This window comes from Massilia aquatica, assembly GCF_011682045.1.
Taxonomy (GTDB): domain Bacteria; phylum Pseudomonadota; class Gammaproteobacteria; order Burkholderiales; family Burkholderiaceae_D; genus Telluria_A; species Telluria_A aquatica.
Genome location: NZ_VVIW01000008.1, coordinates 153582 through 177966, shown reverse-complemented (window position 1 = coordinate 177966; position 24385 = coordinate 153582). Strand labels below are relative to the sequence as shown.

The 24385-nt window shown below is 64.9% G+C and carries 29 protein-coding genes; 15 read left to right on the top strand and 14 right to left on the bottom strand.

What is annotated here, in order from left to right; translation table 11 throughout:
* Window positions 1–54: 54 nt before the first annotated feature.
* Window positions 55–726, top strand: coding sequence for a heavy metal response regulator transcription factor (locus F1609_RS16215; protein ID WP_167077437.1), 672 nt, complete (start codon window positions 55–57; stop codon window positions 724–726).
* Window positions 726–2105 (top strand): heavy metal sensor histidine kinase, encoded by a 1380-nt coding sequence (locus F1609_RS16210; protein ID WP_167077436.1) that lies wholly within the window; start codon window positions 726–728, stop codon window positions 2103–2105. Before F1609_RS16215 ends, F1609_RS16210 begins: the two co-directional genes overlap by 1 nt.
* 124 nt (window positions 2106–2229) lie before the next feature.
* Here the strand turns inward: F1609_RS16210 and F1609_RS16205 are convergent, their stop codons facing one another.
* The 3 genes from F1609_RS16205 to F1609_RS16195 form a co-directional block, all read right to left on the bottom strand.
* Entirely contained in the window at window positions 2230–2742 is a 513-nt protein-coding gene (locus F1609_RS16205) for a hypothetical protein (protein ID WP_167077435.1), read from the bottom strand.
* A gap of 94 nt (window positions 2743–2836) precedes the next feature.
* Window positions 2837–3346 carry a hypothetical protein gene (locus F1609_RS16200; protein WP_167077434.1) on the bottom strand — a complete coding sequence of 170 codons (510 nt, stop codon included), beginning with the start codon at window positions 3344–3346 and terminating at the stop codon, window positions 2837–2839.
* 190 nt (window positions 3347–3536) lie between these two features.
* Window positions 3537–4337 carry a ferritin-like domain-containing protein gene (locus tag F1609_RS16195; RefSeq protein ID WP_167077433.1) on the bottom strand — a complete coding sequence of 267 codons (801 nt, stop codon included), beginning with the start codon at window positions 4335–4337 and terminating at the stop codon, window positions 3537–3539.
* Between the two features lie 479 nt (window positions 4338–4816).
* On the opposite strand from F1609_RS16195, the gene F1609_RS16190 reads away from it, so the two are divergent.
* From F1609_RS16190 to F1609_RS16180, 3 genes are all read left to right on the top strand, one after another.
* On the top strand, window positions 4817–5398 hold the full coding sequence (locus F1609_RS16190) for a peptidoglycan recognition protein family protein (RefSeq protein WP_167077432.1): 582 nt from the start codon (window positions 4817–4819) through the stop codon (window positions 5396–5398).
* 74 nt (window positions 5399–5472) lie between these two features.
* Complete coding sequence (locus tag F1609_RS16185; RefSeq protein WP_167077431.1) at window positions 5473–5823, top strand: hypothetical protein; 351 nt, start codon at window positions 5473–5475, stop codon at window positions 5821–5823.
* Window positions 5824–6061: 238 nt separating this feature from the next.
* On the top strand, window positions 6062–6259 hold the full coding sequence (locus F1609_RS16180; protein WP_167077430.1) for a hypothetical protein: 198 nt from the start codon (window positions 6062–6064) through the stop codon (window positions 6257–6259).
* A gap of 127 nt (window positions 6260–6386) precedes the next feature.
* Here F1609_RS16180 and F1609_RS16175 read toward each other — a convergent pair whose 3' ends face one another.
* Entirely contained in the window at window positions 6387–7127 is a 741-nt protein-coding gene (locus F1609_RS16175; RefSeq protein ID WP_167077429.1) for a lipoprotein YafT, read from the bottom strand.
* A 270-nt stretch (window positions 7128–7397) separates the two neighbouring features.
* On the opposite strand from F1609_RS16175, the gene F1609_RS16170 reads away from it, so the two are divergent.
* Complete coding sequence (locus F1609_RS16170; RefSeq protein WP_167077428.1) at window positions 7398–7598, top strand: hypothetical protein; 201 nt, start codon at window positions 7398–7400, stop codon at window positions 7596–7598.
* 126 nt (window positions 7599–7724) lie between these two features.
* Complete coding sequence (locus F1609_RS16165; protein WP_167077427.1) at window positions 7725–8912, top strand: sensor histidine kinase; 1188 nt, start codon at window positions 7725–7727, stop codon at window positions 8910–8912.
* A gap of 160 nt (window positions 8913–9072) precedes the next feature.
* Here F1609_RS16165 and F1609_RS16160 read toward each other — a convergent pair whose 3' ends face one another.
* A complete protein-coding gene (locus tag F1609_RS16160; RefSeq protein ID WP_167077426.1) occupies window positions 9073–9231 on the bottom strand; it encodes a hypothetical protein in 159 nt (52 codons plus the stop codon).
* A gap of 129 nt (window positions 9232–9360) precedes the next feature.
* Between F1609_RS16160 and F1609_RS16155 the strand changes: the two genes are divergently transcribed.
* Window positions 9361–9804 (top strand): hypothetical protein, encoded by a 444-nt coding sequence (locus F1609_RS16155; RefSeq protein ID WP_167077425.1) that lies wholly within the window; start codon window positions 9361–9363, stop codon window positions 9802–9804.
* Window positions 9805–9880: 76 nt separating this feature from the next.
* On the top strand, window positions 9881–11017 hold the full coding sequence (locus F1609_RS16150; protein ID WP_167077424.1) for a TonB family protein: 1137 nt from the start codon (window positions 9881–9883) through the stop codon (window positions 11015–11017).
* A gap of 9 nt (window positions 11018–11026) precedes the next feature.
* Here the strand turns inward: F1609_RS16150 and F1609_RS16145 are convergent, their stop codons facing one another.
* Complete coding sequence (locus F1609_RS16145; protein WP_167077423.1) at window positions 11027–12103, bottom strand: aldo/keto reductase; 1077 nt, start codon at window positions 12101–12103, stop codon at window positions 11027–11029.
* Between the two features lie 77 nt (window positions 12104–12180).
* On the opposite strand from F1609_RS16145, the gene F1609_RS16140 reads away from it, so the two are divergent.
* Complete coding sequence (locus F1609_RS16140) at window positions 12181–12813, top strand: TetR/AcrR family transcriptional regulator (RefSeq protein ID WP_196785442.1); 633 nt, start codon at window positions 12181–12183, stop codon at window positions 12811–12813.
* Here F1609_RS16140 and F1609_RS16135 read toward each other — a convergent pair.
* From F1609_RS16135 to F1609_RS16120, 4 genes are all read right to left on the bottom strand, one after another.
* Window positions 12796–13227 (bottom strand): STY0301 family protein, encoded by a 432-nt coding sequence (locus F1609_RS16135; protein ID WP_167077422.1) that lies wholly within the window; start codon window positions 13225–13227, stop codon window positions 12796–12798. The two genes, F1609_RS16140 and F1609_RS16135, sit on opposite strands and share 18 nt — an antisense overlap.
* A 67-nt stretch (window positions 13228–13294) precedes the next feature.
* Window positions 13295–13726, bottom strand: coding sequence for an STY0301 family protein (locus F1609_RS16130; RefSeq protein ID WP_167077421.1), 432 nt, complete (start codon window positions 13724–13726; stop codon window positions 13295–13297).
* The gene (locus F1609_RS16125) at window positions 13723–14178 is read right to left on the bottom strand and encodes a BPSL0067 family protein (protein WP_167077420.1); all 456 of its coding nucleotides are present in this window, start codon (window positions 14176–14178) and stop codon (window positions 13723–13725) included. The genes F1609_RS16130 and F1609_RS16125 overlap by 4 nt, the downstream gene beginning before the upstream one ends.
* A 12-nt stretch (window positions 14179–14190) precedes the next feature.
* Complete coding sequence (locus F1609_RS16120) at window positions 14191–14682, bottom strand: Hcp family type VI secretion system effector (protein ID WP_167077419.1); 492 nt, start codon at window positions 14680–14682, stop codon at window positions 14191–14193.
* A gap of 323 nt (window positions 14683–15005) precedes the next feature.
* Between F1609_RS16120 and F1609_RS16115 the strand changes: the two genes are divergently transcribed.
* Window positions 15006–15263, top strand: a complete 258-nt coding sequence (locus F1609_RS16115; protein WP_308609411.1) for a hypothetical protein — start codon at window positions 15006–15008, stop codon at window positions 15261–15263.
* Here F1609_RS16115 and F1609_RS16110 read toward each other — a convergent pair.
* Complete coding sequence (locus F1609_RS16110) at window positions 15260–16174, bottom strand: LysR family transcriptional regulator (RefSeq protein WP_167077418.1); 915 nt, start codon at window positions 16172–16174, stop codon at window positions 15260–15262. The genes F1609_RS16115 and F1609_RS16110 overlap by 4 nt on opposite strands.
* Window positions 16175–16303: 129 nt before the next feature.
* Between F1609_RS16110 and F1609_RS16105 the strand changes: the two genes are divergently transcribed.
* The gene (locus tag F1609_RS16105; protein WP_167077417.1) at window positions 16304–17356 is read left to right on the top strand and encodes an ankyrin repeat domain-containing protein; all 1053 of its coding nucleotides are present in this window, start codon (window positions 16304–16306) and stop codon (window positions 17354–17356) included.
* On the opposite strand, the gene F1609_RS16100 is transcribed toward F1609_RS16105, so the two are convergent.
* Window positions 17353–18252 carry a LysR family transcriptional regulator gene (locus F1609_RS16100; protein ID WP_167077503.1) on the bottom strand — a complete coding sequence of 300 codons (900 nt, stop codon included), beginning with the start codon at window positions 18250–18252 and terminating at the stop codon, window positions 17353–17355. The two genes, F1609_RS16105 and F1609_RS16100, sit on opposite strands and share 4 nt — an antisense overlap.
* 101 nt (window positions 18253–18353) lie before the next feature.
* Here F1609_RS16100 and F1609_RS16095 point away from each other — a divergent pair, with 101 nt between their 5' ends.
* Together F1609_RS16095 and F1609_RS16090 are read left to right on the top strand one after the other, a co-directional pair.
* Window positions 18354–19205 (top strand): type 1 glutamine amidotransferase domain-containing protein, encoded by an 852-nt coding sequence (locus F1609_RS16095; protein ID WP_167077416.1) that lies wholly within the window; start codon window positions 18354–18356, stop codon window positions 19203–19205.
* 112 nt (window positions 19206–19317) lie between these two features.
* Window positions 19318–21828 carry a TonB-dependent receptor plug domain-containing protein gene (locus tag F1609_RS16090; protein ID WP_167077415.1) on the top strand — a complete coding sequence of 837 codons (2511 nt, stop codon included), beginning with the start codon at window positions 19318–19320 and terminating at the stop codon, window positions 21826–21828.
* Window positions 21829–21936: 108 nt separating this feature from the next.
* Here F1609_RS16090 and F1609_RS16085 read toward each other — a convergent pair whose 3' ends face one another.
* The gene (locus F1609_RS16085) at window positions 21937–22380 is read right to left on the bottom strand and encodes a hypothetical protein (protein ID WP_167077414.1); all 444 of its coding nucleotides are present in this window, start codon (window positions 22378–22380) and stop codon (window positions 21937–21939) included.
* Window positions 22377–23063: a TetR/AcrR family transcriptional regulator gene (locus tag F1609_RS16080; RefSeq protein WP_167077413.1), complete on the bottom strand. Its 687-nt coding sequence runs from the start codon at window positions 23061–23063 to the stop codon at window positions 22377–22379. The genes F1609_RS16085 and F1609_RS16080 overlap by 4 nt, the downstream gene beginning before the upstream one ends.
* A 162-nt stretch (window positions 23064–23225) precedes the next feature.
* On the opposite strand from F1609_RS16080, the gene F1609_RS16075 reads away from it, so the two are divergent.
* Window positions 23226–24380: an epoxide hydrolase family protein gene (locus F1609_RS16075; RefSeq protein ID WP_167077412.1), complete on the top strand. Its 1155-nt coding sequence runs from the start codon at window positions 23226–23228 to the stop codon at window positions 24378–24380.
* Window positions 24381–24385 lie beyond the last annotated feature (5 nt).

The window sequence follows — 24385 nt, the reverse complement described above, 5'->3', positions numbered from 1 at the left end:
ACCCAGCCGCAGGCCCGGCTGGGGCATAATCGGGCCAGTGGCGAAGGAGCGGGCATGCGCATCTTATTGGTGGAAGACGAAAGCAAGACGGCGGACTACCTGCGCAAGGGCCTGGGCGAGTCCGGCTACATGGTGTCGGTCGCCTGCGACGGCCACGACGGGCGTCACCTGATCGAGGAAGAAACGTTCGACCTGATCATCCTCGACGTCATGCTGCCCGGCCTGGACGGCTGGCAACTGCTCAAAATCGCGCGCCAGCGCGGCGCCACCCCGGTGCTGTTCCTGACCGCGCGCGACGCCGTCGAAGACCGCGTCAAGGGGCTCGAACTGGGCGCCGACGATTACCTGGTCAAGCCCTTTTCCTACGCCGAACTGCTGGCGCGCGTGCGTACCCTGCTGCGGCGCGGTCCGCCGCGCGAGCTCGACACCCTGCAAGTGGCCGACCTGCACCTGGACCTGCTGCGCCGCAAAGTCACCCGCAATGGCGAACGCATCGTCCTCACCAACAAGGAATTCGCGCTGCTGCACCTGCTGCTCAGCCGCGAAGGCGAAGCGCTCTCGCGCAGCTTCATCGCCTCCCAGGTGTGGCAGATGAATTTCGACAGCGACACCAATGTGGTCGACGTCGCCATCCGGCGCCTGCGCGCCAAGGTCGACGACCCCTACCCCGTGAAACTGATCCACACCCTGCGCGGCACCGGCTACCTGCTGGAAGCGCCGCCCTGATGCGCGCCACGATGTTCCCCCTGCGCTCGCTGAGCCTGCGCCTGGCGCTGCAATTCGCACTGGCCGGCGCGCTCCTGACCGGCGCCATGGGCCTGTATCTGTACCAGTCACTGGCGCGCGAACTGGCCGGGCGCGACGACCAGGCGCTGGCCGGCCGGGTCGAGCGCATGGGCGCGCTGATCGACGACAGCGCCAGCATCGACGCCTTGCAGCGCCGCCCCCAGCTCTACGGGAACATGATGGGCAACCGCGACAGCATGCTGTGGATCGTCGACGACCAGGGCGCCGCGCGCATTTCGATCAATCCGGCGCACTTGCCGGTCCCACGCCTGCCGGGCCGCGCCGAGATCCAGTTCGGCGACCTGCCAGGGCCCACGCCGGCGCGCCTGGCCTGGCGCCGCCTGGAACACCGTGGCGCGGGCCTGACCCTGGTGGCCGGCAAGCTGCTGGCCGAGCGCGACCAGATGATGGCGTCCTACCGCGACAAGGTCCTGCTGGCGCTGGCCGCCAGCGCCCTGCTGATGTTCGCGCTGGGCTGGCAGGTGAGCCGGCACGGACTGGCCCCGGTGCGGCGCCTGGCTGCGCGCGCGGCCGCCATCGACAGCGCGCACCTGCACCTGCGCCTGGCCGGGCGCGACGACGTCACCGAACTGGCCGAACTGAGCGCGGCGCTCGACACCATGCTGGCGCGGCTGGAGCACGGCTTTGCGCAACTGTCGCGTTTTTCGGAAGACCTGGCGCACGAACTGCGCACCCCGCTCAATAACCTGATGGGCCACACCCAGCAGACCTTGTCGCGCGGTCGCAGCATCGAGCAATACCAGGAACTGCTGGCCTCGAACCAGGAAGAATACGAGCGCCTGGCGCGCATGATCGACAGCATGCTGTTCCTGGCCCGCAACGAACACGCGGACGCGCTGGTGCGCCGCGGCCAGGTCGACCTGGCGCCGCTGGTAGACCAATTATGCGAGTATTTCGAGGGCATGGCCGAGGAGCGCGGGATGCGCTTCGAGAACCGCGTGCAGGGCAGCGTAGCGGCCGACCCCGACCTGCTGCGGCGCGCGCTGGCTAACCTGCTGGCCAATGCGCTGCGCTACGGCACGCCCGGCAGCACGATCGGGGTGGCCAGCGCCGTCGTCGACGGCATGGTGGAAGTGAGCGTGCATAACGTCGGCCCGCAGATCGGCACCGCGCATTTGCCGCACCTGTTCGAGCGCTTTTACCGTGCCGATGCCGCGCGCAGCGGCCATGGCGACACCGGCGGGCTGGGCCTGGCGATTGTGGCGTCGATCATGCAGTTGCATGGCGGATCGGCGCGGGTGGAGAGCGGCGTCGATGGCAGCTGCTTCACGCTGCGCTTTCCGAACCCGACGACTTAAAAACCGGCAAAAACAGATGCGCTGCTGGTCATCGGCGCATCGTCCTGCATTACTGCTCCGGACGCTCTACGGGCCGTTCGCGTGCCCAAGGCCGGGAGGGAATCGTCGGATAGCCGCCAGTTCCTTACTCATATTTCGGCGGCGCCGGATTGTCATCGAATAACCAACCCAGATCCATGCTCGGCGACAGCACCGTGCGCGTCGGGATACCGTTCTTGATGACCCATTCAGCAACGTACGACCGGCCATTATCGCCAAATCGCCCACGGAATGCGCAATTGCGGCGATCGTAGCAATATCCGCCGATTCGCTTGATTCCTCCGTTACGCAAGGCAGCGCTGGTATTGAACATGCCTGAAGCGTCAAGCGCGTAGGTCAGGCCGTCAACGCTAATGGAAATCGACTTGATTTCGTCACGCGGTCGACCAGGTCCGACCAAGGGGGGCGCATGGTCGACTATGCAGGTTGGCCCTCTACCGCAACCGCGAATATGGTGTCCGGACGCCAGAAAAGGACCATCCACAACCGTGACAATCATCTCTCCCGGCATGACGTATCGGTAGGTCTCTGCTCGTATGTCGGATGTAACGAACGCCAGGAACGATAGTATAGGCAGTGCCAAGAAAGGTAAGTTCATCGCTGCTCTCCTCATACGGTCATTCCGGTCGCATTGCTTGACTATGACAGACGGCCAGACAACGGCGAAGGCGGTCCGAGGATCAGTTCGGCCATTAAAACGTGCGCGCTGGCAGCGAGCACTTTTCATCCCGCGGTGGCATGCGGTTCTCGGAAAACAGCGTCGAAATATCGATACTGGTAGAAAGTACCGTCCTTGTCGCAACGCCATTTCTGATAATCCATTCTGCCGCGTAGGCTCCCCCGGCTTCGGCAAATCTCGCCCGGAAGGCACAATTGAAACGGTTGGCGCAATAGCCCGCAAATCGCTCCAGTCCGCCAGATTGCGAACTCAGTCCAGGATTGAACATGCGTGACGAAGGAAGGGCATAAGTCATTCCACCGACGCTGACCGTGATCGACTTTATTTCGACGGTAGGAAGCCCGAGTGTCATCAGTGGCGGAAGGTGATCAACCAGGCAGGTATCGGCCTGATTGCAGTGATCAATATGATGGTCACCCTCGTGAAAGGGACCGTCTACAAGCGTCACCATGATTGCGCCCGGCAGATGGCGCTGGTAGGTGTCTGCATGGGCCTGCACGCAGAAACATGCCAGCGCCAGCATCGGTATATTTGTCGCTCTCATCATTGCCCCGGTTGCCGGAATCCCGCCTTTTTGCTTTGGATTTTGTTCCCGGCCCTTGGTTCCCGATTTGCGCGAATTTTTTGCGATCGAGTCCGCGGTCGGTCACATCATGGACAAGAAGCTGGGATCCGCAACCTGGCACTTCCCAGCAAAATCCAACGCCGGCAATTTACGAAAAATCGATCAGCTCGGCCTCGGTAAACCCCGCCCGCCGGCGCGCCTCGATATTGAACGGCCCCTTGAGCACCGGCGCTTCATAACGCAGCGCCAGAGCGGCGTACGCCGCCTGCGGATCGAGCCCGCGCTGGTCGCACAGATAGCGGTACCAGCGGTTGCCGATTTCCACATGCCCTACCTCCTCGCGCAGGATGATGTCGAGGATCGCAGCCGCCGCCATGTCGCCCGCCTGCGCGATCTTTGCGCGCAGCGGCGGAATCGCATCGAGCCCGCGCGCCTCCAAGGTGCGCGGCACCAGCGCCATGCGCGCCAGCACGTCGCCCTTGGTTTTCTCGACCATCTCCCACAGGCTGTCGTGCGCCGGGAAGTCGCCGTAGCCGTACCCCAGCACCCCGAGGTGCGCGGCCAGCATCGAAAAATGAACCGCCTCTTCCTTGGCCACGCGCAGCCAGTCGGTGTAGTACCCGTCCGGCAGGCTCGGGAAGCGCCACAGCGCATCGAGCGCCAGGTTCATGGCGTTAAATTCGATATGGGCCAGCGAATGGACCAGCATCGCGCGCCCCTCCACCGTCACCATCGAACGCCGCCCCACCAGGCGCGGCGGCACCAGCTGCGGGCGTTCCGGCCGGCCCGGTAGTGGACGGGCGACGTCGAACACGGCCCCATGATCGACGCGCCAGTCGCCGCCCAGCTGCGCTTGCGCCAGCATGGCAATGGCCGCCGTCTTGGTGGCCGGATCGGGTTCGAGTAAGCACTGCAACGCATGCGCGCGCAGTTCCAGCGGGTGGGCCATTGGCGTACCTTGTGCGTGAAAATGCGCGCAGTATACCAAGCCTTCATTTGAAACCGCAGCAATCTGTGCCGGCCTGCTGGCCGCACTGACCGGCCGGAGTGCCTCGCCACGGACGACGTTTGCCCAGACGCCGCTCACCGTTTTACCACCTTGCAATAGCACCGATGCGGCTGGCTGCGCCGGCAGCGGCAGCGATGGCTGGACCAGCATCCTCAAGCAACAGCTCAAGACCGCCGACCAGACGGACCTGTTACTTACGCCCAGTCGTCGAGCGGGCACGATGCCATGAACAACGTGGGCGACGGGATTGTGTTTTGCGGCCGCTCCCAAACCATTAAATTTAGTTGTTATTTAATAACTCAATTTTGTTTTGTTAGTTATAATGCATTTTCTACTATGCTTTGGCGGGCCGCATTTGACGCCTTCAAGGTGGGTATCTTGCCCATCTCAAAATAACTCTGACAGAAAGAGGTGACCTGATGCTTATTGTGGACAATCAAGGCTACATTATCAGTGACCGTGTGACACGGACACCGCGCCCGAACATCGAGCACGGCGTGTTAAGCCGGATTCGTGGCATCATCGTCCACCAGACCGGCGGCAATAGTGCTTCGTCGAGCTTGAGTAGCTACCTGCTGCAAAATGCCAACGGCGCGCATTTTTTGATCGACAAGGATGGCACGATGTATCAGGTCGCGTCCTTGCGCAAGCAGACCAGGCACGTGGGTAAGCTGAAGGCGCGCTGTCTGGTCGAGAACCGCTGCACCCCGACCGAGCTCACCGCGCTGAAAACCTTCAGTCCAACCGCCGAACACCGCCGGGAAAGCGCCAAGCAGGTGCCGCAGCGTTATCCGTCGAACGAGGACAGCGTGGGGATCGAGATTGTCGGCGCCTTGACCAGCGAAGGCGTCTATGAAACGGTCAATGCGCAGCAGAATGCGTCGCTTCACTGGCTCGTTGCCGAGCTGACCTCGACCTTGGGCGTACCGATGAGCGAGATCTTCAGGCACCCGGAAGTCTCCCGCAAAACCCCGTCCGAAGCGGCGAGCGCATCATGGTAGGCGCTAGCCTGCTGTTCGCGCTATTGGCCAGCGCGCCCGGGGCGACGGCCGCGGGTTCGGATACCGAACCGGCCATGCGCAATGCGCAGCTTCCGCGGATTACCGCAGTCACCATCCTGGAAAGTGGCGCGACGTCTCCCGCTTCCAAGGAGCCGGCCGAGCAGTGCGCCGGTTTCAAACTCAGCAACAAGGAAATCCGCCAGTACCTCGGCAAGGCCGGCGAAGTCGCCGAGCACGATTACCTGCACATGCTCGACTGGTCGCCCTGCTACGCGAGCGGAGAGGTCAGCTTCAAGAACGGCGTCAAGGGCACCTGGCAGATCCAGCAGTATCGCGCCGGATCGCTCAAGCTGAACAATGGGCGAACCGTTTATCTGTATTGCCCGAAATGCAAAGCGAAAGCCTTCCCGCCTGTTGAGAAATAGCGCCAGGCGTCGCCGTCAGCGACCTGCGCGACCCGTGCGCGGCCATCCGGCCGCGCACGCACTTCCCGATCATTCACGGTAACCGCTGCTTGAGCCACGTACCACTGTCGACACGCGCCGGCATTGCCGCGCGCCTTCGCGTCGGCCAGCTTGCCCTTGTCGTCGATTTAACGTCCGCCCGATGCGCATCGCAGCCCCCCCTTCCACAACGTCAAGTGGAACAATACGATCGGCGCGCATGGTCCACACGGCGCAGATCCGCAGCGCCCCCAGGGGTTTCTTCATCAGCGGGCCAATCTTCACGGCCGAGCGCGGATTCGAGGCCCTGCACGACAAGCGCTTCGGCATGGCCTTGCGCATCAAGGCGGCGCCAGGTGCCTACGCGATCGGCGTGCGCATCACCCCGGATTACCTGAGCTCGACCGACCTTCCCTAAAGACGCTTACTGACTGTCACCGGTTCCAGGCGGCCATGCGGAACCACGGGATTTGCTGGCGCCGCGCGTAGGTTTGGAATCGTCGGCATCTGATCACCACGGCGCGGCCGCGATCCCTGTCGAGTGGTCAGCTCGAAAACTTGTAAAACAACTGCATCACCGCCGCGCGATACGCTTTATCCTTCAGCAGTGCGACCTGGGCCTGGTCGGTGGCCGCGCGTGAGCCGCGCGAGCTGAAGTCGACATCTTCGAACGGCTCCGGCGAGAACATCTCCCACTGGCCGGTCTTGACATCGACCAGCGCCACTTTCAGGCGAATGCGCATGCGCTGGTTTTCATCGGGAACGAGCGCGCCCAGGATCGGCACCCACGACACCACCTTGGTCGACAGGTTTTCACGGCCCGATTCCAAGAGGCCCCAATACACCATGATCTTCTCGGTGCCGCTGCGGGCGGCCGCCATGCGCAGGTGGCCGGCGTAATTGGTCTTGCCCTCGGTCCGTTCGGGGCGGCCGCTGAACGCGATCGGCTGGTAGTACTGCGAAAAGGCCTTGACCATCGCCTCGTCGGGAATCATGGCGCCCGATTGCACCAGCATCACCGGACTGTTTTTGGCAACGGTCATTTTCTGGCGCGATTCGAGCGCGGCGCGAATCGCCTCGTCCGTCACCGGGACGGTGGTGTCGATTCCCAGTACATTGAATTCGGTCAGCTCGCCCTGGTATGCCGTGTTGTGACTGCGCCCGTAGCGTCCGGAGTCGCCCTGGTAACCGGAATCGGAAATCGAACGGGTGGCGCATCCGCTCACGAGCAACAACAGACACAGGCCGGCGGCGGCGCGCACGGCATTAACTTGCGGAAGACGCATGTTTAACTTTCTATTAATAATGTGAGCGGATCATACGGGAATCGACCTGCCTTGCTAAGCAAAGAATGCTGCCTTTTCCGTTTACTTTGTTACGAAAAGTATCGCGTTCAAAGAGCCGGCGCCGGTCTTGCGCGTCTGCGCGCCGATCGCCTGTCAACCGAACCGTGGCGCCATGCGCTATGGGTAGATATGCCGGCCGCGGCGCCACGCAGTAACGACGCGATTAGCCGGCCGCCCGTTTTCATGTTCGACCATTCGAAAGGAATTGCCATGCCCGCACGCCGACACCTGGTCCCGCCCGAGGGCACCTTCATCATCATGCAGCAGCGTGGACACGATCGCATCCTGTTCGAAGTCAACGCGGGGAAAATGATCTCGATCCGGGTCGAACCGGAGCCGGATGAGGCGTCCGACGGCGAAAACGCACACCAGACCGCCTTATCGCACATGGATACCAAGGGTAACTGCTAGCGAAGCGTTTCAAGTGTCAGCCCCGAATCCCGAAAATACAGTACGCTTGTAAACCTGAAAAAATTGTCATGCCGGGGCAGCGCGCCGAGCCGGCGATGGCGATGCAAGCAGACTGAGAGGGATGAGATGACTCTGGCGACCGATCAGAACAGCGGCGCCCGGCCATTGTCCGGCGTCTCGAAGGCACTCGAGGCACTGCGCGAACCGGTGCTGGCGCATTGGGCCATGCTGGTCCGCCGCAACATACGCGGCGCCCAGGCGCTGCTCACGCCCATCCTGGTCAACACCCTGCCCTCGTTCTACGCCAACCTGCTGCAGGCGCTCACGCCCGGCTACCCGCGCGACGACGCCACCAGCCATTCCAGCGCGGCGAGCGCGCACGGCGGCGAGCGCGCCCGCATGACCGACTACGGCGCCGAACAGCTGATCCACGAATACCAGTTGCTCCAGGAAGCGATCCGCGAGGTCAGCGCGGCGCAAGGCGTGGCCATCAGCGGTGACGAATGGCTGATCATCGAGCGCTCCGTCAACGCCGCCATTCGCGAATCGGTGCGCGCATTCACCTCGATTCATGAAGAGCTGCGCCACAAGGTGGCGGCCGCGCTGTCGCACGACATGCGCACCCCGCTGGCCGTCATCCCCAACGGCGCCCAGCTGATCGAGGTGGCGCAAGACCTGGCGCAGGCCAGGCGCCTCGGCCAGAAAATCGGCGCCAATGCGCAGCGCCTCGAGACCATGGTCGGCGAGGTGCTCGATGCGCTCACCGCGCACAAGGGCGCGCGCCTGCCGCTGCGCCTGGCCCGCTTCGACATGCGCGAACTGATCGGGCAGGTGCGGCGCGAATTCGCCGACCGCTATCCGGCCGCGCTGGAAGTGGCCGCGCCCAGCGTCACCGGCTGGTGGTGCCGCGAAACGCTGCGCCGGGCGCTGGAGAACCTGGTGGCGAACGCGATCAAATATGGCGACGGCGGCCCGATTCGCATCGAGCTGACCGAAGCGCATGGAAATATCGTGCTCACCGTGCACAACACCGGCAATCCGCTCGGCGCGGAGCAGCGCGCGCGCATTTTCGATTATCTGCGGCGCGAGCGGCAGGTGCAGGCGCCAGGCTGGGGCATCGGCCTGCCGTTCGTCAGGCAGGCTGCCGAAAGCCACGGCGGCAGCGCGGCCGTGGACAGCTCGGCGGCCGCCGGGACCACCTTCCTGATCGATGTGCCGGTCGACTGCCGTCCATATGTCGACGCGGGCAGCCGCGCGGCAGCGCACGATGCGCCGGCGCTGCCCGCGGCCGGGCTCGCGCCCGCGCTCGAATAAACAGGCCTGCGGGTTAGCGCTGCAGATTGCGGGTCGCCGCGCTGATCTGCTCGAGCGGCACCTTGGGCGTGCGGTCCGCGCAGCAGCCCGTTGGTCTCCTGGAAGATGTCGGCGAACTGGGTGCAGCAAAAGCCGCTTCCGAGCCGGCGCATGCGTAGCCTCAGGTATACTCGCCTGTCGCGCTCCTGTCGAAGGCGATGCCGACGAATTCGGTGAGCACGATCGGCTGGCCGCGCTCGACCCGAACGCGGACAGCGAACTGATTCGCGACATGCAGGCCCTGTGCCCATGACCACCACCTTTCCTGGATAACCACCATGCTGATCCACGCAAGCAGACTCGCGCTGCTCAGCTTCCAAATGGGTCAGCCTGGTGCTCAACAGGGTGCCGATGTTCCTCGGCGCCGCGTTCTGGGTGCTCACTGTCGATTGAGCCGGATGCCTTCACCATGACATCGGACACCTTGCGCATCAAGCTGCTTGAGCGCCGCGTGCGCCAGTTCGCCGCCGCGCTGGACGGACTTGACGATGTGCGCATCAGCCAGCCGGCGCCGGGCGACTTCCTGCGGCACCGCCAGGCGCTTGCGCAGGCGAACGCGCTTGATGCGCCGGGGCTGCGGCGCTGGCCTCATCCGGTCGACCGGGCCGCCGTGCTGGACTTTGTCCGTACCCGCATCGCGCGCGCCGGCCCCGAGGTACACATCCCCTGCGAACAGCCCTTCCACGTGGTGGCGCGGATACACGCTTGCGGCGCCTTCGTCAGCAGCATCTGGCGCCGGCAAGCGACGCTCGACCTGGCCTTGTATTTCACCTCGCCCGCAACCGTCATCGCGCTCCACGATCTCGAATACGAACTGGCATACCTCGAGACAGCGCCCGGCCAAGCACCCTGAAGCAGCGTCATGCTTTCGCACGCGGGCCTCACTAGCCTGTAAAATTGATTTATTGCAACCTTAACGATCAGACCAGATGACCGCCCCTGCTCCATTCATGCTCCACGTGCGCCGCCCGCGCGCACTGATTTGCCTTGCGGCCTCGCTTGCCATGCTGTGCGCAGGCGCGCATGCCCAACAGGGTGACGCACCGGGAGCGGCGGCGCAACGCGCCACGCCAGTCAAGCGCGGCCCCAATTTCGCCACCTGCGCCAAGCCGCTGTACCCGCCCGAGGCGCTGCGCCAGGAGCAGACGGGCACGGTGACGCTGTCGTTCCTGATCGGCACCGACGGCGCTGTAAAGGGATCGAAGATCGTCAAGTCGAGCGGCTTCCCCTTGCTCGACAAGGCGGCCAATGACGGCATCGGCCGCTGCAAGTTCAACCCGACGCTGGTTGACGGCCAGCCGGTGCAAGCCTGGATGCAGATGCAATATGTCTGGACCCTCGGCAGCGGGCCCGACCCGGCACGGGCGGCGGCCGACCTGGCCCACGCTGTTGCGGGCGCCGAACGCGGCGACCCGGCGTACCAGCACCAGCTCGGACTGATCTACATGAATGCGGCCGGACTTGCGCGCAAACCGCGCGAAGCCATGGACTTATGGCGCAAGGCGGCCGAGCAAGGCTATGTGCCGGCGCAGCTGTCGCTGGCCATGGGCCTGCGCGTCGGCCTTGCGGGACCAGCCGACGAGGCGCAAGCCCTGGACTGGTACCGCAAGGCGGCCGACCTGGGCTCGGCGGAAGGCCAGCATGGCCTGGCGACCTTGCTCGCGCGGCGCGATGGCGCCGGCGACAAGGCGCAAGCGCGCGACTGGCTGCGCAAGGCGGCGGAGCGCGGCTACGCGCACAGCCAGGCTGCCTACGGCACCATGCTGATGCAGGAGAGCGAGCCCGAAGCGGTCGCGCAAGGATTGGCGCTGCTGCGCAAGGCGGTCGCGCAAAACCATGCAAGTGGCCAGCTGGCCCTGGCGCGCGCCTACCAGGTCGGACACGGCGTCGAGCGCGACGACACCGAGGCGGCGGCCCTGTTCGAAAAGGCCGCGCTCAATGGCAGCAAAGCGGCGCAGAAAGTCCTGGTCGACCTGTACGAACGCGGTATCGGCGTGACGGCCGATCCGGACAAGGCGGCCCAGTGGCGCCAGATTGCCGCGTCCCCGCCAGCGTCGCCTCGCTGAGGCGCTTTTCTATTCGCCCCAGCCGCGCACCGCGTGCCCGCCAAACACCATGCGCCGGATGGCCGGGCTGGCCAGGCTGTCGGTAAAGCCCGGCACCATGGCGCTGACCGCATCCAGGCGCGCGCGTTGCGCCGGCGTGAGCGTGCAGCCGAGCGCAGCCAGGTTGTCGTTCAACTGCGCCAGCGTGCTGGCCCCGACCAGCACCGAGCCCACGCCCGGCCGGCCCAGCAGCCACGCCAGCGCCAGCTGGGCCGGCGCGCGCTCCTGCTCCGCCGCGACCTCGGCCAGCACATCGAGGATCGCCCAATTCTTATCGGTGAACTTGCTGTCGCCGAAAGGATTGGCGCCGCCCAGGCGCCCCGCACCGCTGCTTTGGCCGCGCTGGTATTTGCCTGACAGGAATCCACCGGCCAGCGGGCTCCACGGCATGACCGCCATGCCCGCCTCGAGCGCGGCAGGCACATGTTCGCGCTCGATATCGCGCGCCACCAGCGAATATTCCAGCTGCATCGCCACCGGGCCCGGCACCCGCCGTTCGCTGGCGATGGTGGCCGCCTTCATCGCCAGCCAGGCCGGCATGTCGGAAAAGGCGAAATAGCGGATTTTGCCGGCCCGCACCAGGTCGCCAAGCGTGTGCATGATTTCCTCGACCGGGGTGACGCCGTCCCAGATGTGCATCCAGTACAGGTCGATGTAATCTGTGCCAAGGCGCTTGAGCGAGGCATCGAGCGCACGGTGGATGTTCTTGGCGCCGGCGCCGCCGGCATTCGGATTGCCTGGCCGTCCCGCCTGCGCAGCCAGCGGGCTGGCCGACCCGTTGAAACCGAACTTGGTCGCCAGCACGACCTGGTCGCGCACCCCGGCGTCGGCGATAAAACGGCCCACCATCGCTTCGCTGGCGCCGCCCGAGTAAATATCGGCGCTGTCGATGAAGTTGCCGCCCTGGCCGAGGTAGGTGTCGAACAGGGTCCGCGCCCCGGCTTCGTCGACGCCCCAGCGCGGCGTGCCGAAGGTCATGGTGCCCAGCGCCAGCGGACTGACAACCAGACCGGAACGGCCGACGGTGCGATATGCGGTAAGGTCCATGTTTGCCTTTCATAGTGATCGTTATTAAAGTCTCGCATGCTTGCGCATGGCGGTCAATCCTTTTTATAATGATTGCTATGAAAGAATCACAAGCGAAGAAAACCGGCCGCCCCCTGTCGTTCGAACGCGGCGTGGCGCTGGAGCGCGCCATGCATGCGTTCTGGCGGCACGGCTACGAAACCACCTCGGTGGCGGAACTAACGGCGGCGATGGGCGTGACCGCCCCCAGCCTGTACGCGGCCTTCGGCGACAAGAAGAGCCTGTTCCTGGAGGCGCTGCGCTTGTACGCGGGCGAGCCGGCGGCCATCGGCGCCGCGCTCGATGCCGCGCCAAGTGCGCGCGCGGCGGTGCTGGCGATGCTGGAGGGGGCGGCTGCGCGCTTCACCGGGGAATCGACGCCGCCCGGCTGTCTGCTGGCTAGCGCCACGGCCAGCGGCTCGGCGGCCAGCGCGGAGGTACAGGCGGTGGTGGCAGGCGTGCGGCACGACATTGCGACGCTGGTGCGGCGCAGGATCGAACGCGACGTCGCGCTGGGACTGCTGGCTGCGGACACGGACGCGCCCGCCCTCGCGCAGCTGGCGATCGGCGTCATCCAGGGCATGTCGGTACTGGCGCGCGACGGACTCGGGCGCGCGGCCTTGCTGGGTGTGGCGGCGCAGGCGATGCACGCATTTCGCGCGGGGCCTGCCGTCTTATTTGCAGATGGCTGAGACCGTGTATTCAGTTGCGTAAACGCGCGACTTGATTTCCCTCACGTCCAGTTTGCAGGAGGTGATAGCCGGCGCCAGCTTTTCCCAGCGCTCGATGTCGCCCAAACCCCAGGAACCACCGCCGTATCGGCATACCAGCCAATTTTCGTGCTGCGGATTGACATCGACGATGGTATACCAGCCGCCCTTGACCTTGACCGGGCCACTTGGCACCACAAACTGCTTTCCGAACAGTTTGCCGAAATACATGTACGCAAACGAGAGATGGCCACGTTTCAGCCGCCCGATGCCGTTCGGGTCGGAAGCGCTGCTCGAAAGCGCCGTCTCGGCCAGCGGATAGATGTTCGGGCAGCCAAGCACCTGCGCCTGCGCACGGGGCGACACGACAAGGGCTGATATCAGCAGTGCTTTCATGCGACTACCGCCACGGCATCGTCCACTGCGTGCCGGGCCGGCTTGCGCGATACGGCAACGCGGCTGATCACTTGCAAACGGCCCAGGCGTTCCAGAGCTGAGGGTTGTGCTTCAACTTGGTCTGCTTGACGTGTAACACGCACGAGCTCAATTTGCTGTCGAGCCGTTGCCAGCGTTCCAGGCTCCCATCGCCCCACGTTGCGCCGCCGTACACGCACACCAGCCAGTTGTCGGTGTCCGGAACGACCCCGAACTCGGTGTGCCATCCGCCTTTGACCTTGGTGCGCGGTGGCGGAACCAGTGTCTGCTCGCTGTAGAGCTCGCCGTCGTGGATGTAGGTATAGCTCAGGTGCGCGCGCTTCATCAGGCCATGCCCTTCCGTGTCGGACGCATCGGGCGCCAACTTCAGGGTCTTGGCCGGATAGACATCGGGACATTTGACCTCGACGGCCTGCGCCGCCGGGGACATGATCAAGGCCGCCAGCAACAGCGCTTTCATTGCACGACCACCACGTAGAATTCCGAGGCCCGGTTCGAGGCCTTGAGCAACTTGGGGTTGCCTTTCATTTGTGCCGCCGTCGGGGTGATCACATGGCGCTTGCCGGGAGCCCGGCCGACCCATTGGTCGACCATCATGATCGCCGTCGGCTTGCCCTTGGCATCTTTCCCGATGTCGCTGAAACCATGGAACAACGCGGCGTGATATCCCTCTTCATTGGGATATCGCCATTTTTTATCAACAAGTTTAAAGTTGGCAATCACCGTGCCAGGCGCCAGGGTCGACAGATCGAGCACCCGTTCCCCCCGCTGCCATCGGCTGGTATGGCCAACACTGGTATAGGCCTGAGGCAGGCGCGCGCACTGCCCATTATCAATCTTTTTCGTGTCAGTGCGCTCCCATTCAGCGACCAGCTCGTCCAGGTCGTCACGGTAAACAACGGGGTGGGGCATCGCGACCTCCCCTTACGCGCATTTATTCGACGCGCAATCCCAGCCGCCGGCGGAGTTGCCTTCTGGTCCACCCTTGATGCCCTGGCGGGTGTACTTCCATTTCATCTTGGAATACGCCAGATGCACGTATTCGGTCACGATGCCGCTGTCGCCGCTATCCGGCGTGACGCTGGCCACGATCACATTTTCCAGATCCACAGTGTAATAATTGACCGGCTTGCCGTCACCATCGGCGCGCATGAACTGGAACGACGCTTTCGGAATGGTCTTGCCCATCGCGCAATGCTGTTGCAGAATCGGGGAAGCCATGTCGGCCAGCTTTTTGAAAGACAGGTCCGACAATTCCGCCCGGCCGGTGGTCATGCCGCCGGCCGTCGATGCGGTCGACGCGCCCGGCTGGTACACGCTCCAGGTCACGCGCGACACTTCGATCCAGTCCTTGTGGCCGGCATCCGTGGATTCGCCCTTGATACCGTCGAGTTGCAAGTAGACATCTGTTGCCATGTTGACTCCAAAAATATTAACTAATCAGTATTATGGCTGCAACGCGGCAGCATTGCCAATAAATTAATGTTAAATCCTTGGCCTCGGTTTTCTACAATTGTGGCGGCTGCATCGCGGCGCACCTTGACCGCATACGATTATCGCGGCAACATCCTCGGCTGGGGCACCACCAATATGATCTCCGAGGTGACAGCATGGACGTTTTTGCGGACTACCTGGCAACGATGGACGATGCGGCCCAGCGCGCGCGAACCTGCGGCGTACTGGACTGGGTCGGCGCCACATTCCCCGCGCTGGAACCGAGGATCGCCTAGAACCAGCCCATGTTCACCGACCATGGCACCTTCATCATCGGTTTCAGCACTGCCCGGCATCATCTGGCGGTGGCGCCCGAAGCGGCTGCCATCGCGCACTTCGCCGGCCAGATCAAGCAGGCCGGCTACGATCACACCAAGCTGTTGATCCGCATTGCCTGGAGCGACAAGGTCGACTTCGCCCTGCTCGAAACAATCATCGGCTTCAACATCGCCGACAAAGCCGATTGCGCAACCTTTTGGAGCAAGCCGGCCACGCCAGGCTAGCGGCGGAGCGCGGCGTGGATCCGGGCGATCTTCTCCAGCACCGCCGCCCGCGTTTCGTGCGCGCGCGCCACCACCTGCACGTCGATCGAGAACAAGCGTTCCACGGCGGGCGGCAGCGCGCGATAGGCCACGCCCAGGCGCGAGGTGGCCCGCATCGATTGCGGGCACAGCGCCACGCCCTCGCCCGCCGCCACCGCGGCCAGCAACTGCGTGAAGTCTTTCGGCTCCGGCCGGCGCGCGGCCGCGTAGCCTAAGCGCCTGAAAGCGCGCTCGCACTTGTCGTAAAAGGCCGGATTGTCGGCGCGCGCAAACCAGAACAGCGGCAAGTCGCCAACGTCGGCCAGATCGACCTGCGCGTTGGCCGCCGCCGCATGCGTCTCGGGCAGGGCCAGGATCATCGGTTCGCAGACGAGCGCCTGCAGCGCCAGGTCCGCCCCGGGCGCGACGATATCGCCGACGATCGCCAGATCGAGCGCGCCGCTGCGCACGCGCTCGACCAGCTGGCGCGACCAGGCCCGTTCCAGCGCCCGCCCGCCGCAAAATGCCGCATCGGCAAGCAGCGCATGCAGGGCCGGCATCAGCGAGTGGTTGATCACGCTGGTCAGGCCCATGCGCACGGCGCCGTCGTCGACCGTCGCCCTGGCCGCGCCAATGGCGGCGTCCAGCGCAAGCAGAATGCCGGACGCCTGTTCCTTGAACGCGAGCCCGGCCGGGGTCAGGCTGACACGCTGGGTGTCGCGCTCGATCAGGCGCACCCTGAGCATCTCCTCCAAGCCCTGGATCTGGCGCGTCAGCGGCGGCTGCGACATGTTCAGCAGCTCGGCGGCGCGGCGGAAATTGAGCTCCTGCGCTACCGCCAGGAAGCACTGCAAGGCCCGGGTGCTGGGCAGGTGTTTCGACAGCATGAGCATGACAAGGTCTCCGGGAAGTGCGCCGCGCCGGCGGCATCGACCGGGCGCATTATCCCATCCCAGCGGCCCGCCTGCCGGGCCGGTATAGAATGCCCGCACCGATCATATTCAGATAACGAAGGACCCCGCATGGCCAAGCCCAAACGAAAACTGCTGCCGAAAGATTTTGAGGCGATGCTCGAGAACGGCGATCTCGACGAACTCAAGGCGGTGTTCGAGACGCGCCTGATCGACGCCCGCGGCGACTACGACAAGCGCCCTGCGCTCGCTTTCGACCTGTGTGCGGAACCGCTGGCGCGCTGGCTGCTTGCGCAAGGGGCCGATCTGTACGCGCCCAACAGCGGCGGCGACACGCCCCTGCACCTGCGCGCGTGCAGCTGGCGCGGCCGCGTGGAAGTCTTGCTGGCGCTCGGTGCGGACGTCAACCGTCCCAACGCGTCCGGCGCCACGCCGCTGCACGAAGCGGCGCGCTGCCACCGGGCCGACAGCACCCGCGTGCTGCTCGCACACGGAGCGAAGGTGGACGCCGTTGACGCCCACGGCCTGACGCCGCTGGAACTGGCGCTCAAGACCTGCGGCAACACGGACCTGACCGAGATGATCCTGATCGCCCGCGACCTGCTGGCGGCCGGCGCCCCGCTCAGCGCGTCAATGAAGGACCATGTACGGTCGGTCGGCACGGGTTTCGAAGAGATGCGCGCCGCGTTCAACCCCGACTACGTCGACGCCACCAGCGCTGCGCTCGACGCGCTGTATGTGCTGTTCGATGTGACGCCGGTGGCGCGCCGCATCATGCACGATGGGCGCAGCCCGATCACCGTCGCGGCGGGCCACTGGCAGGCGCAGCACCAGGAACTGTGGGATGCGCTGGTGCGCCCGGAGGGATACGCGGCCACCGTGCAGGGTGAAGTAATCCGCATTTCGGGACGCATCGCACGCGAACTGGATGGCAACGGCGGCTGCAACTGGGACAGCGACTACAAACGCATGGCCGAGGCCCTGCTCGGGCACGTGCAAAGCGGGCAGCCGCTGCCGGCGCCCGCGCTGGCCGAATTCGCGGCGCTGATCGGCGCCGCCAAGCGCCAATCGTGCGACACCGCGCGCCTGGCCGAGTTGTCGGTGGCCTGGGTGCTGCTTAATCCACAGCCGGTGGCGATGGAAAAGCCGGCCTACCGGCGCTAGCGCACGGCCGTCAGCGCGCCGATCAGGGCGCGCGCAGCCGCCGACGGACGCCGGTGCGCCGCATAGATCGCTGAAAAAATGCGCGTGCGCCCGCCCATTTGCGGCAGCAGCTCCACCAGTTCGCCCCGTTCGATCCGGTCGCGCACGATAAAGTCGTAGCTCTGGCACACGCCCAGGCCGTGCACCGCCAGCGACACGACCCCGAGCACATCGTCCGAGACGGTAAACCGCGCTGGCGGCGACCAGTCCACATCGCCCCCGTCATCGCGCAGCAGCCACGGCGACACGCGCCCGGTACTGGGCATGACAAAGCAGATGCAGGCGTGCGGCTGCAACTGGTCGAAGGAAGCCGGCGTACCCGCCCGTTGCAGGTAGTCGGGCGAGGCCACCAGGCGCAGCGGCGCGTCTTCCAGCTTGCGCGCCACCATGCCGCTGTCGGGCAGCTCGCCCAGGCGCACCGCCACATCGAAACCTTCGGCCACCAGGTCCACGTTGCGGTTGGCGATGTTGAGCTCCACCCGCACCAGCGGATATTGCCGCGCAAAGGCCTCCAGCAGCGGCGGCAGGCGGTAATGGCCGTAGGTGGTCGGCACGCTCAGGCGCACCCGCCCGGCCACCTCGTCGGCCTGGCCCAGGATGGCGCGCTCGGCCTCGTCGATCAGCGCGAACGCGGCCAGCGACTGCTCCAGGTACAGCTGGCCGGCATCGGTGATGCTCAGGCTGCGCGTGGTGCGCCGGAACAGCTGGCTGCCCAGACGCTGTTCCAGCCGGCCCAGCGCGCGGCTGACCACCGACGCCGTGGTGGCCAGCGTGACTGCCGCCGCCGTCAAAGAGCCGTGTTCGGCCACCGCCAGGAAAATTTCCACATCGCCCAAATGCCCGTAACGCCGCGCCATTTTTGCCTTCAAAGAACTATTCATTGACCCAGCAGGCAGTTTATCTCCTTTCGAGGCGCGAATATAGTCTTGCATACCCTAACTACCGAAGGAAACCGGCCATGACCCACCTCAAACCCCTGCTCGCCGCCATGCTGCTCACCCTGGCGGGGGCGGCCAACGCCGCCAACGTGCTGGTCGTGCTGTCCGACGCCGACCACCTGGAACTTAAAGGTGGCAAGACCTTCCCGACCGGCTTTTACCTCAACGAACTGGCCCAGCCCCTCAAGCTCCTGCTCGATGCCGGCCATGAGGTCACCTTCGCCACCCCCAACGGCAAGGCGCCCACGGTCGATGCCGGCTCGCTCGACCCCATGTATTTCGGCGGCGACGCGGCCGACATGAAGCGGCACCAGGATCTGGTCGACAAGCTCGCCATCACCTCGCAGCAGCGTTCGCCGGTGATCAGCCTGGCGCGGGTCGAACAGATTGGCTATGCGCGCTATGACGCCGTCTACATCCCGGGCGGACATGCGCCGATGCAAGACCTGATCCGCAGCGCCGCGCTCGGACGCCTGCTGACGCATTTCCACCAGGCCGGCAAGATCACTGCGCTGGTGTGCCATGGTCCGGCTGCGCTGCTATCGAGCTTGCCCAAGCCCGAGAGCGCCATCGCCCGCATGGAGCAAGGCGGCAAGGCCACGCCGCCGGGTTGGATCTACGCCGGTTACCGCATGACCGTGATCAGCAACCAGGAAGAAGCGCTGGCCAAGGCGGCGTTAAAAGGCGGCACGATGAAGCTGCTGCCGCAGACCGCGCTGCAAACCGCTGGCGCGCGCTACAGCAGCAATGCGGCGCCATGGACCAGCCACGTGGTGAGCGACCGCGAACTGATCACCGGCCAGAATCCGGCGTCCGCCGTGCAGGTCGGGCAAGCCCTGCTGGAACGCCTGGGCCAGCCGTCGCGGCAATGAGACGCTTCTAAGCTTATGTGAAATGCGTCGTTCTGATAACGGCGGGCACACTTTATAGTGACTGCCCGCTCGGCCGCAGTGCCGGTGCACCTATCACTGAGGAGTAAATGGAATGAAGCAACACGGTATTGCGCGCGCACCCAAGGGCCTGCGCCTCAGCATTCTGGCCATGTCGATCGCGTCGCTGTCGGTGCCGGCCATGGCCCAGACCAGCGCGGCCGGTGCAAGCGCCGACGCCGCGCCGCCGGCCGTGGTGGTGACCGGCACCCGCGTATCGAACCGTTCCGTGCTCGATACGGCCTCGGCGGTCGACGTGGTGTCGGCCGACCTGATCAACAACAATGGCGTGACCGAAGTCAGCCAGGCGCTGTCGGCCGCCCTGCCCGCGCTCAATTTCCCGCGTCCGGGCCTGACCGACGGCACCGATACCGTGCGCCCGGTCACCCTGCGCGGACTGGCGCCGGACCAGGCGCTGGTGCTGGTCAATTCCAAGCGCCGCCATGCGTCGGCGCTGGTCAATGTCAACGGCACCGTGGGGCGCGGTTCGGCCTCGGCCGACCTGAACACCATCCCGGCGGGCATCATCCAGACGGTCGAAGTGCTGCGCGACGGCGCCGCCGCCCAGTACGGGTCGGACGCGATTGCCGGCGTGATCAACTTCCGCCTGCGCGAAAACCGCAGTGGCGGGGAATTTACTGCCAGCACAGGCGCGCGCATCTCGGAATACGACTACAACACCGGCGCCGTGCCGGCCGGGCTGGCGCTCGACGTGCCCAACAAGCGCAAGCGCACCGACGGCCAGACCACCACCGTGAGCGGCTGGAAAGGCTTTACCCTGGGCGAGGACGGCTTCCTGACCGTGGCGGCCGAGTACAAGAAGCAATCGCATACCGAGCGCAGCGCCTACGACGTGCGCCAGCAATATCCGCTCATCAACGGCAAGTTCGACCCGCGCGAGCAAACCATCAAGCGCTACAACACCTGGGGCGGCGAGCCGGAGCTGACGCAGACGACCTTGTTCGCCAATGCCGGGATTCCACTGACGGGCGACGCCAAACTGTACGGTTCGGCCAGCTACCAGAAGCGCGATTCGAGCGCGGCCGGCTTCTTCCGCCGTCCGCTGCAAGATGAGAACATTGCCTCGGTGTATCCGGACGGCTACCTGCCGGTTATCGCGCCGACGGTGGACGACTTCAGCGCCACCGGCGGGCTGGCCTGGAGCGCGCAGGGCTGGGACTTCGACGCCTCGCTCGGTTTCGGCCGCAACAAGATGGCGTTTACGGTCGAAAACTCGCTCAACCGCTCGCTCGGCGCGACCAGCAAGACCGAATTCGACGCCGGCGGTTTTGCCTACGACCAGCTGACCTTAAATTTCTCGGCCGTCAAACCGGTCAGCGTGGCCATCCTGCCAGCCCCGCTGAACGTGGCAGTGGGCGCCGAAGCGCGCCGCGAAAACTACGAACTGTGGGCCGGCGAAGCGGACTCCTACCGCTACGGCGGCGTCACCTTGGCCGACGGCCGTCCCAGCGCGGCCGGCTCGCAAGTGTTCCCCGGCTACACCCCGGCCAACGCCATCGACAGCGGGCGCCATTCGATCGGCGCTTTTCTTGACCTGGAAACCAAGCTGACTCCGGAATTGCTGACCTCGCTGGCGGTGCGCGCCGAGCGTTATTCCGACTTCGGCAGCAATGTCACCGGCAAGCTGGCCACACGCTACGACTTCACACCGTCGTTCGGCCTGCGCGGCTCGCTGCAAAACGGCTTTCGGGCGCCATCGCCGCAGCAGCAGTTCTACACCTCGACCGCGATGACCTTCATCGACGGCGCCGCGTTCAACATCGCCACTTTCCGGCCCAACGATCCGGTCGCCGTCGCGCTCGGCGCCAAGCCGCTGGAGGCTGAAAAATCGGTCAACGTCGCGCTTGGCGCGGTGGCGCGCATCGGCGCGCTCAGCCTGACCGTCGACGCCTACCGCATCAAGATCCGCGACCGCATCGTATTGAGTGAAAACCTCACCCAAGCCAACGTGCGCCAGTTCCTCGCGGCAAGCGGTTATGCGGGCGTGGGCGGCAGCCGCTTCTTCATCAACGGGGTCAACTCGACCACGACCGGCGTGGATGTGGTGGCGAACTGGCCGCTGCGCAGCACGGCGGGCTTGATCGACCTGACCCTGGCCGGCAACTTCAACACCACCGAAGTGACGCGCGTGCCGGTCACGGAGCAGCTTGCGGCGCTCAACCCGGCGCCGTCGCTGTTCGGGCGCGCCAACGTGCTGGGCATCGAAGAAGGCCAGCCGAAGAACAAGATCAGCGCCAGCGCGCGCTGGAAACTGGCGCAATGGGGCGCGACCTTCAACGCCACACGCTACGGGAAGCTGCTGTCGGCCGGCACCACGCAAGCGACCGACTTCTGGCTCACGCCCAAGACCGTGGTCAACCTGGAAGCGCGCTACACCCTGGCGGGCGGCGCCACCCTGGCGGTTGGTGCGGACAATCTGTTCGATGTGTATTCGGACCCGGTGCCGGCGTCGCTCAACACCACGGCGGCGGTGCCGTACGCCAACCGCGCACCATTCGGCCGCTCGGGACGCTTCGTGTACGCGCGCGCCAGCTACAAGTTCTGACCACCAACCCGGTGCCAGGTCTGACAAACGGACACGAGCTCGAGCATAAAGCAAACGGCTGGCCCCTTATGCTGAGTTCGTGTCCCAATGTCAGACCTGACACCGGATTTAGGCAGGATAAGTTTCATCGAAGTGTTTTATGGAGGCCTCGATTGCGCCTAACTCCTCCATGCTCCTGCATGCGAGCGCGCGGCGCAGTATCGGAACCGCCTTCGCCACAATGGCCTGATGTTCGATATAGCCCGAATCGACGGCAATCTCGGTCAGCATCGCACCCAGAATGTACGGATCGACAATGCTGGCGGCTTCCTCCATGTAGCGGACCGCATCTGGCGCGGACACACCATAAAGAACATCGAACGCGCCTGCCTGGTAATACACATCGCCGATCTGCTCGCGCAGGATCCTCAATGCCACCGCTTGCGCACGCGCTTTATCTAACTTTGCCAGCGCTTGCAGGGCGTCACCGCCTTCATTAAAATCCTCGACGGCAATTGCCTGCCCCTCCAGCCGGGATAGTTCATTCAATGCGGACGCGTCAATTTTTGTCATTTGTGTACAGTATCCGGGAAGGCAGCTTGATCCCAGCTGTCCAAGGCGCCGCGCGCAGCCAGGAAGTCGATGGCCGCGCCGATGCGCTCTTTCGCGCCCTGCATGAGCCCAGCCTCATTCTCACCCAGCAGCGCGCGCATCAATGCCGGCGCGAGGACGATGTCGATCAGCTGCGCGGCGGGCACGGTCGCCCTGGCGATCTCATCGGGCTCGGACGAGCGCGCGGCGATGGCGTCGGCAACCCGTCCCACGCCCATGCGCCAGCGCACCTGGTCGGCGCTCAGGGCCATGCCCTGCAAGCGCGGCGCTTCCGCAACGAGCAAACGCAGCAACGCAACCGCGTCCGGCTGCAAGGCCTGCTCCACGACGCTCAGGCAAGCCGCTGTCATGCGCTCGCGCAAAGGACTGTCGACCGCGTGCACCACCTCATCCGCTGCAAACAGGCGCGCCAGATTACTTTCGATGACGGCGGCAAACAGCGCCCCCTTGTTGGCATAGCGCGCATAAATGCTCGCCTTGCCGGCGCGCGCATCGAGCGCCACCTGGTCGCAACTGGTGGCGTCGAATCCCAGGGTCAGGAACAGCCGCGTGGCCGCGTCCAGCAGCCGGGCATCGACCTCGCCCTTGCGCCCCGCCGCCGGCCGCCCTCCGGCGCCGCGCTTGTCGTGTTCTACCGGGTCCATACTTTCCTTCTCGCACAATCGTTCGTCATGGCAAATTGATTCTGTGTTAATCTAGACTGAACAGTTCAGTTCAGTTTAAATCCAGCAAACCCGCTGATTGTACCCGCGTCCCACCTGCCCTACCGCCGCCGGCCCGCCGATGCTCACCATGAGGGAAACACCATGCCCGACGCAGTCCATCCATTCCACCTGTCCATCCCCCAAGCCGATCTGGACGATTTGCAGCGCCGCCTTGCGCACACCCGCTGGCCCGACGCCGAAACCGTGCCCGACACCAGCCAGGGACCGCAACTGGCCAAGCTGCGCGCGCTGGTGGCGCGCTGGCAGGATGGCTACGACTGGCGCCGCTGCGAGACCATGCTCAACGAGCTGGGCCAGTATCGCACCGAAATCGACGGGCTCGACATCCATTTCCTGCACGTGCGCTCGCCCGAGCCGGACGCGATTCCGCTGCTGCTCACGCACGGCTGGCCAGGATCGGTGCTGGAATTTCGCAAGGTCATCGCCGCGCTGACCGATCCGGCCGCGCATGGCGGCAAGGCCAGCGACGCCTTTCACCTGGTCATTCCCTCGCTGCCGGGCTTCGGCTTCTCAAGCAAGCCGACCAGCGGCGGCTGGAACGTCGGCCATATCGCGCAGGCGTGGACCACCTTGATGAAACGGCTCGGCTATGCGCGCTGGGCAGCGCAGGGAGGCGACTGGGGCGCCGCTGTCGCCACCACCCTGGGCTACATGACGCCGCCGGGCCTGATCGGCATCCACCTGAACATGGTCATGTTCCAGCCGACCGAACAGGAACGGGCCGACGCCACCGCAGACGAACAAGCCATGCTGGACGACGCCCAGCGCTACGAGCAGCAGTTTTCGGGCTACTACAAGCTGCAAAGTTCGCGCCCGCAATCGGTGGGTTTTAGCCTGGCCGATTCGCCGGTTGGACTGGCTGCGTGGATTTATGCGCTGTTCCAGGACGTGTCCGACAGCGGCGGCGATGTCGAGAGCGTTTTCGCGCTGGACGAGCTGATCGACGACATCATGCTGTACTGGCTGCCCAACAGCGGCGCCAGTTCGGCCCGCTTTTACTGGGAATGCATGCAGGCGATGCGCCAGGACGGCATGCCGTCGGCGCCGATGCCAACCCCGACCGGGATCAGTATGTTTCCGGGAGAACAGGTCAGGCTGTCGAAGCGCTGGGCTGAAGCGCGCTTTGCCAGGCTGGTCCATTTCGGGGAGCTGGAACACGGCGGCCATTTTGCCGCGCTGGAACAACCGGCGGACTTTATCGATGAGGTTCGTGAAACGTTCAGGTTTGCCCGCTAAAGCGG

Bases quoted from the DNA above. Each gene is read 5' to 3' on its own strand.
- F1609_RS16085 (WP_167077414.1), bottom strand. From the start codon at position 22,380: ATGACAAAAATTGACGCGTCCGCATTGAATGAACTATCCCGGCTGGAG.
- F1609_RS16200 (WP_167077434.1), bottom strand. From the start codon at position 3,346: ATGCTGGCGCTGGCATGTTTCTGCGTGCAGGCCCATGCAGACACCTAC.
- F1609_RS16080 (WP_167077413.1), bottom strand. From the start codon at position 23,063: ATGGACCCGGTAGAACACGACAAGCGCGGCGCCGGAGGGCGGCCGGCG.
- F1609_RS16110 (WP_167077418.1), bottom strand. From the start codon at position 16,174: ATGCTCATGCTGTCGAAACACCTGCCCAGCACCCGGGCCTTGCAGTGC.
- F1609_RS16215 (WP_167077437.1), top strand. From the start codon at position 55: ATGCGCATCTTATTGGTGGAAGACGAAAGCAAGACGGCGGACTACCTG.
- F1609_RS16175 (WP_167077429.1), bottom strand. From the start codon at position 7,127: ATGCGTCTTCCGCAAGTTAATGCCGTGCGCGCCGCCGCCGGCCTGTGT.
- F1609_RS16120 (WP_167077419.1), bottom strand. From the start codon at position 14,682: ATGGCAACAGATGTCTACTTGCAACTCGACGGTATCAAGGGCGAATCC.
- F1609_RS16180 (WP_167077430.1), top strand. From the start codon at position 6,062: ATGGTCCACACGGCGCAGATCCGCAGCGCCCCCAGGGGTTTCTTCATC.
- F1609_RS16100 (WP_167077503.1), bottom strand. From the start codon at position 18,252: ATGGCGCGGCGTTACGGGCATTTGGGCGATGTGGAAATTTTCCTGGCG.
- F1609_RS16075 (WP_167077412.1), top strand. From the start codon at position 23,226: ATGCCCGACGCAGTCCATCCATTCCACCTGTCCATCCCCCAAGCCGAT.
- F1609_RS16205 (WP_167077435.1), bottom strand. From the start codon at position 2,742: ATGAACTTACCTTTCTTGGCACTGCCTATACTATCGTTCCTGGCGTTC.
- F1609_RS16105 (WP_167077417.1), top strand. From the start codon at position 16,304: ATGGCCAAGCCCAAACGAAAACTGCTGCCGAAAGATTTTGAGGCGATG.
- F1609_RS16115 (WP_308609411.1), top strand. From the start codon at position 15,006: ATGTTCACCGACCATGGCACCTTCATCATCGGTTTCAGCACTGCCCGG.
- F1609_RS16135 (WP_167077422.1), bottom strand. From the start codon at position 13,227: ATGAAAGCACTGCTGATATCAGCCCTTGTCGTGTCGCCCCGTGCGCAG.
- F1609_RS16160 (WP_167077426.1), bottom strand. From the start codon at position 9,231: ATGGTGGTTATCCAGGAAAGGTGGTGGTCATGGGCACAGGGCCTGCAT.
- F1609_RS16165 (WP_167077427.1), top strand. From the start codon at position 7,725: ATGACTCTGGCGACCGATCAGAACAGCGGCGCCCGGCCATTGTCCGGC.
- F1609_RS16095 (WP_167077416.1), top strand. From the start codon at position 18,354: ATGACCCACCTCAAACCCCTGCTCGCCGCCATGCTGCTCACCCTGGCG.
- F1609_RS16125 (WP_167077420.1), bottom strand. From the start codon at position 14,178: ATGCCCCACCCCGTTGTTTACCGTGACGACCTGGACGAGCTGGTCGCT.
- F1609_RS16210 (WP_167077436.1), top strand. From the start codon at position 726: ATGCGCGCCACGATGTTCCCCCTGCGCTCGCTGAGCCTGCGCCTGGCG.
- F1609_RS16145 (WP_167077423.1), bottom strand. From the start codon at position 12,103: ATGGACCTTACCGCATATCGCACCGTCGGCCGTTCCGGTCTGGTTGTC.
- F1609_RS16170 (WP_167077428.1), top strand. From the start codon at position 7,398: ATGCCCGCACGCCGACACCTGGTCCCGCCCGAGGGCACCTTCATCATC.
- F1609_RS16140 (WP_196785442.1), top strand. From the start codon at position 12,181: ATGAAAGAATCACAAGCGAAGAAAACCGGCCGCCCCCTGTCGTTCGAA.
- F1609_RS16195 (WP_167077433.1), bottom strand. From the start codon at position 4,337: ATGGCCCACCCGCTGGAACTGCGCGCGCATGCGTTGCAGTGCTTACTC.
- F1609_RS16130 (WP_167077421.1), bottom strand. From the start codon at position 13,726: ATGAAAGCGCTGTTGCTGGCGGCCTTGATCATGTCCCCGGCGGCGCAG.
- F1609_RS16190 (WP_167077432.1), top strand. From the start codon at position 4,817: ATGCTTATTGTGGACAATCAAGGCTACATTATCAGTGACCGTGTGACA.
- F1609_RS16090 (WP_167077415.1), top strand. From the start codon at position 19,318: ATGAAGCAACACGGTATTGCGCGCGCACCCAAGGGCCTGCGCCTCAGC.
- F1609_RS16150 (WP_167077424.1), top strand. From the start codon at position 9,881: ATGACCGCCCCTGCTCCATTCATGCTCCACGTGCGCCGCCCGCGCGCA.
- F1609_RS16155 (WP_167077425.1), top strand. From the start codon at position 9,361: ATGACATCGGACACCTTGCGCATCAAGCTGCTTGAGCGCCGCGTGCGC.
- F1609_RS16185 (WP_167077431.1), top strand. From the start codon at position 5,473: ATGCGCAATGCGCAGCTTCCGCGGATTACCGCAGTCACCATCCTGGAA.